Raw genomic sequence first — 5011 nt, forward strand, 5'->3', positions numbered from 1 at the left:
TCTCGCTTTGGGGGGGGGGGGTCCCCGGGGCCGGGGGGGGGGGGGGGGGTTGGCCCCCCCCGGGGGGCCGGGGCCCCGGCGCCGTACTCCGTCCCCACGGCGTACGGCGCGACGGGGACACCTCCGCTTCGGTGGCCCCAGCTCTTGACTTGCTTGAGTTAGGCAACCATAAATGCATTACTTAAGTCAAGCAACCGTCTTTGACCTTGCTTAACTCAGGCAAGCACCTGTTACGGTGGACGCATGTCCACACCGCCACCCGCACCGGCGTCCGTCCCGGCGGACATAGTCGAGATCGAGCGGGTCCTGACCCGGATCTCCTATCTGGCCGGGCGGGCCCGGCAGCACGAGCGTCTGATGACGCTGGTCGGACTGCCTCTGGACCGGGCCGCCGTGGCGATCCTGCGCTACATCGCAGAGAGCGAGCCGCTGCGCCCCGGGGTCCTCGCGGTCCGGATGTCGGTGGAGGCCTCCCATGTCACCCGCCAGCTACGGCAGTTGGAGCAACTCGGCCACGTGGTGCGGATCCCGGACCCCGACGACGGCCGCGCCCAGCGCATCCAGCTCACCGACAGCGGACTGGCCGCCGTCAACCGCATCCGGGACGTGAGCCGCCGGGGCATGGAGATGGCGCTGGCCGACTGGTCCTCGGAGGACCTGCGGCAACTCGCGGCGCTCTTCCACCGGTTGGTCGACGACTTCGTCACGCACGCGGAGGCGGCCGTGGACGTGGACGTGTCCGTGTCCACGGACGCGTCCGCCTGACCGTTCAGGGGATGCCCCCCGGGCTGGTTCGGTCAGGGCCGGCTCCGGGAGGGCTCGTCAGGCCTTGAAGCCGATCCCGCCGTACAGCGAGATCGGTCCCTCGCCGAGCGGTGCCTCGCCCTCGGCGAGTTCCGGGTGCCAGTCGGCCACGGACACGATCCCGGGTTCGATCGGCTCAAGTCCCTTGAAGAAACCGCTCACTTCGGCGTGCGAGCGGGCCACCAGGGTCACCCCGCCCGCCGCGTAGGCGGCGATGCCCCGCTCCACCTTCTCCCGCTCGAAGTCGGCGGTCATCGCGGACAGCACCAGACAACTGCCCGGCGCCAGCGCGTCGATCAGGGTGTCCACCAGCTCGTGGGCGCCGTCCTCGTCCGAGATGAAGTGCAGCAGCGCGATCAGCGAGAGGGCGATGGGCCGGTCGAAGTCCAGGACGTGGGCGGCCTGTTCGAGGATCGTGAGCGGTTCGCGGGCGTCGGCCTGGAGGTACTCCGTCGCGCCCTCGGGAGTGCCGTGCAGCAGCGCCGCCGCGTGCGCGAGGACGATCGGGTCGTTGTCGACATACACGATCCGCGCGTCCGGCGCGGTGGACTGGGCGATCTGGTGGAGGTTGGGCGCGGTCGGTATGCCGGTGCCGACGTCCAGGAACTGGCGGATGCCCGACTGCCGGACCAGCAGACGTGTCGCGCGCTGCATGAACCAGCGGTTGGCCCGTGCGGTGCGCGGGGCGCCCGGGTCAAGTGCCGTGATGTGACGGCCCAGTTGCTCGTCGACCGGGTAGTTGTCCTTGCCGCCGAGGAACCAGTCGTACACCCGGGCCGGATGCGGCTTCGACGTGTCGATCCGCTGGAATTCCGGTTCTGTCCCGGTCACGCGAGGCTCCTCTGCTCGACTCTGTTCCACGACGACCCCGACGGGGTGTGCGAGCAGTTTGGCACGGTCATGCCGACCCGGTGCGGCCGGTCAACACACCGTCCAGGAAACGGATCAGGTCCGCGAAGACCTCCGCCCGGTTCGTCTCGTGGAACACCTCGTGGCGGGCACCCGGATACACGTGTTCGGTCAACTCGCCACCGCTCAGCCGCTCGACGCCCACCCGACTGCCGGGCAGCGGGACGAGCCGGTCGTCGCCGCCGTGCAGCCACAGCAGCGGCAGCCGGCCGATGTCACCCGCGTCGGCGACCGTTGTCAGGGTGCGGGCGAAGGCCTCCAGCGTCGGCCGCTTCATTGGACCGTGCCAGACCAGCGGATCCGCGGCGTACGCCGCACCGACCTCCGGGTCACGGGAGAGCGCGGCCGGACTGATCGGGACGTCCGGGATCTCTTCGAGGGCGAGCAGCCGGCCCGGCAGCTCCCAGGCGCCGATCACCGGCCCGGACAGCACGAGCGCGGTGAGCTCGTCGCCGTACCGCTGCGCGAAACGGGACGCGATCAGACCGCCCATGGAGTGGCCGATCAGGACGAGCGGGACGCCCGGGTAGGTGGCGCGCGCCAGGTCGGCGACGGAGTGCAGGTCCGTGACCACGTCCTCGAAGTCCTCGACCAGCACCCGCTCACCGCCCGACTCGCCGTGACCCCGATGGTCGGGCCCGAGGACGGCGGCGCCGTGCGCCACCAGTACGGCGGCCAACCCGGCGTACCGGCCGATGTGTTCGCCGTAGCCGTGCGCGACGAGGGCGACGTACCGCGGGCGCTCGTGCGGCCACTCATGTGCGGTGATCGTGCTCCGGGTACCGGGGAGGACATGCTCGCGGGTGTCGGCCACAGCCAGAAACTAGCATCGCCGGTCGCGCGTCATGATCAGCCGGTGCGAGGCAGTGGCAGGGGCCACCTGGCGAGACACTCCTTACGCGGGCAGATGTAAGGACATACGATCGGTCCTCGCATGAACACGATGACGCTCTGGCACATATCCGGCTGGGAATTCGCCGCGCTCGCCGCCGCGGCCCTGCTCGTCGGCTTCTCCAAGACCGCCGTGAGCGGGGCCAACACGGTCAGCCTGGCGATCTTCGCGGCCGTCCTGCCCGCCCGCGCCTCCACCGGCGTACTGCTCCCGATCCTGATCGTCGGAGACGTGCTCGCCGTCCTCACCTACCGGCGGCACGCCCACTGGCCCACCCTGTGGCGACTGTTCCCGGCGGTCGCGGCGGGGGTCGTGATCGGGACCCTGTTCCTGGTGTGGGCCGACGACGCGGTCGTACGCACGTCGATCGGCGCGATCCTGCTGCTCATGGCCGGGGTCACCCTCTGGCGCCGCCGCAAGGCGGAGACCGACGGCGAACCGGACTCGGTGGCCACCAGGTCCGGGCGGGTGAAGGCCCGCTCCTACGGGGTGCTCGGCGGTTTCACCACGATGGTCGCCAACGCCGGCGGCCCGGTCATGTCGATGTACCTGCTCTCCGCGGGCTTCCGGAAGCTCGGCTTCCTCGGCACCTCGGCCTTCTTCTTCCTGATCGTCAACGTGACCAAGGTGCCCTTCAGCGTCGGCCTCGGCCTGATCGACGGCCACTCGCTGCTGCTCGACGCGGCACTCGCGGCGTTCGTCGTACCCGGTGCGCTGATCGGCAAATGGGCCGTGAACCGCATCAACCAGCGACTGTTCGAGCAACTGGTGATCGCGGCGACGATCATCGGCGGCCTGCAACTGCTCCTGCGCTGACGGCGGGCGCGTCACAGGCGGAGGGTGAACCAGGTCGTCTTGCCCTGGTCGGTGGGGCGGACACCCCAGCCGTCGGCGAGGGCGTCGACCAGGATGAGGCCCCGGCCGGACTCGTCGTCCTCCGCCGCCGGCCGTGGCTGTGGCAGGTGCGGGCTGCAGTCGCTGATCTCGACGGCGAGCTCGTCGGCGGTACGGCGCAGTTGGAGGCCGAGAGGCCCCTCCGCATGCCGGAACGCGTTGGTGAGAATCTCGGAGACCAGGAGCCGCGCGTCGTCCGCCCGGTGGGCGCAGTTCCAGGCGGTGAGAGTGTCGACGACGAAGGAGCGGCCCTCGGCCGCGGCGCGGGCCATGGCCGGCAGCTCCAGCCCGACGGTGTCCAGGGGCGCACCGGGAAGTCGGGCCAGCAGCAGGGTGACGTCGTCATTGTGACCCTCGGCGTCGGGCAGCATGGCCGTCAGCACGCGGTCGGTCGCGGACTCCAGCTCGGGGGTGGCGGTGAAGGCGGCGCCGAGGACCTCGGCCAGCTCGTCGATCTGGTACTCGATGTCGCTGCCGGGAGTCTCCACCAGACCGTCGGTGTACAGAACGAGTGTCGCGCCGGGCGGGATCTCCGTGGTGGACTGCTGGTAGAGGACGTCGCCCACGCCGAGCGGCGCGTTCACCGGGGCGTCCAGTCGGCGGGCCCGGCCGTCGGTGCCCGCGACCAGGGTGGGCAGATGGCCTGCCGAGCAGGTGGTCACGGAACCCGCGTCCGGCGCGATCACGACGTAGCAGCAGGTGACCAGCTGGTCGGGCAGGTCGAGGTCGGCCACGACCGCGTCCAGTGCCTGCATGAGCTGGCGGGGCTGCATCCCGGTCTTGGCCAGCGCGTGGGCCGCGGAGCGCAACTGCCCCATCACGGCAGCCGCTTCGAGGCCACGGCCCATGACGTCACCGATGAGGACGCCGACCCGGCCCGCCCCGAGCGGGATGATGTCGAACCAGTCGCCGCCCACCCCCGCCCCCTGGGTGGCGGGCAGATAGCGGCTCGCGGCGGCCAGACCGGGAATGGCCGGAGGGGTGCCCATCAGACTGCGCTGCAGGGTGAGGGCGATGTGCCGCTGCTGCTCGTACAGGACCTTCAGCTCGGCCTCGGCACGTTTGCGGTCACTGATGTCGCGGACGATGGCACACGCACCGACCACCCTGCCCCGCGTGTCGCGGGTGGGCCACAGCGTGACGTCCACGTCGAGCAACCTGCCGGCCCTGGTGACCCGGAGGGTCTCGAAGTGCTCGATCTTCTCGCCCTGGCTCAGGCGCTTCATCAGCAGGGCGATCTCCTCCTCGCGCTCCGGCGGCGCCAGCATCGACACGTGCCGGCCGATCGCTTCCTCGGCCGTGTACTCGTAGAGCCGCTGCGCGGCGGCGTTCCAGTAGGTGACGCGGCCGTCCAGGGTCTTGGCGAGGATCGCGTCCTGCGAGGACTCGACCAGCGCGGCGAGTTCGTTGATGCGGGCCTCGGCGGCCTTTCGTTCGCTGACGTCGCGGACGGCGGCGGAGACGAGGAGGCCGTCGGTGGTCTCCAGGGGGCTGAGGCTGATTTCGACGGGG

5 protein-coding genes are annotated in these 5011 nt (G+C 70.8%); 2 read left to right on the plus strand and 3 right to left on the minus strand.

All coding sequences use genetic code 11. From position 1 onward, the window contains the following. The first annotated feature begins 243 nt into the window (after nucleotides 1–243). Nucleotides 244–765 carry a MarR family winged helix-turn-helix transcriptional regulator gene (locus tag ACFXC1_RS01265; protein WP_381237132.1) on the plus strand — a complete coding sequence of 174 codons (522 nt, stop codon included), beginning with the start codon at nucleotides 244–246 and terminating at the stop codon, nucleotides 763–765. Between the two features lie 57 nt (nucleotides 766–822). On the opposite strand, the gene ACFXC1_RS01270 is transcribed toward ACFXC1_RS01265, so the two are convergent. Both ACFXC1_RS01270 and ACFXC1_RS01275 read right to left on the minus strand, forming a co-directional pair. Beyond that, entirely contained in the window at nucleotides 823–1635 is an 813-nt protein-coding gene (locus ACFXC1_RS01270) for an SAM-dependent methyltransferase (protein WP_381237135.1), read from the minus strand. A gap of 67 nt (nucleotides 1636–1702) precedes the next feature. Then, nucleotides 1703–2527: an alpha/beta hydrolase gene (locus ACFXC1_RS01275; RefSeq protein ID WP_381237138.1), complete on the minus strand. Its 825-nt coding sequence runs from the start codon at nucleotides 2525–2527 to the stop codon at nucleotides 1703–1705. A gap of 120 nt (nucleotides 2528–2647) precedes the next feature. On the opposite strand from ACFXC1_RS01275, the gene ACFXC1_RS01280 reads away from it, so the two are divergent. Continuing rightward, entirely contained in the window at nucleotides 2648–3421 is a 774-nt protein-coding gene (locus ACFXC1_RS01280; protein WP_381237140.1) for a sulfite exporter TauE/SafE family protein, read from the plus strand. 11 nt (nucleotides 3422–3432) lie between these two features. Here the strand turns inward: ACFXC1_RS01280 and ACFXC1_RS01285 are convergent. Further along, a partial coding sequence (locus tag ACFXC1_RS01285) for an ATP-binding SpoIIE family protein phosphatase (protein WP_381237142.1) occupies nucleotides 3433–5011 on the minus strand: 1579 nt, incomplete at its 5' end.

Source organism: Streptomyces hokutonensis (assembly GCF_042751305.1).
GTDB classification, from domain to species: Bacteria; Actinomycetota; Actinomycetes; order Streptomycetales; family Streptomycetaceae; genus Streptomyces; species Streptomyces hokutonensis_A.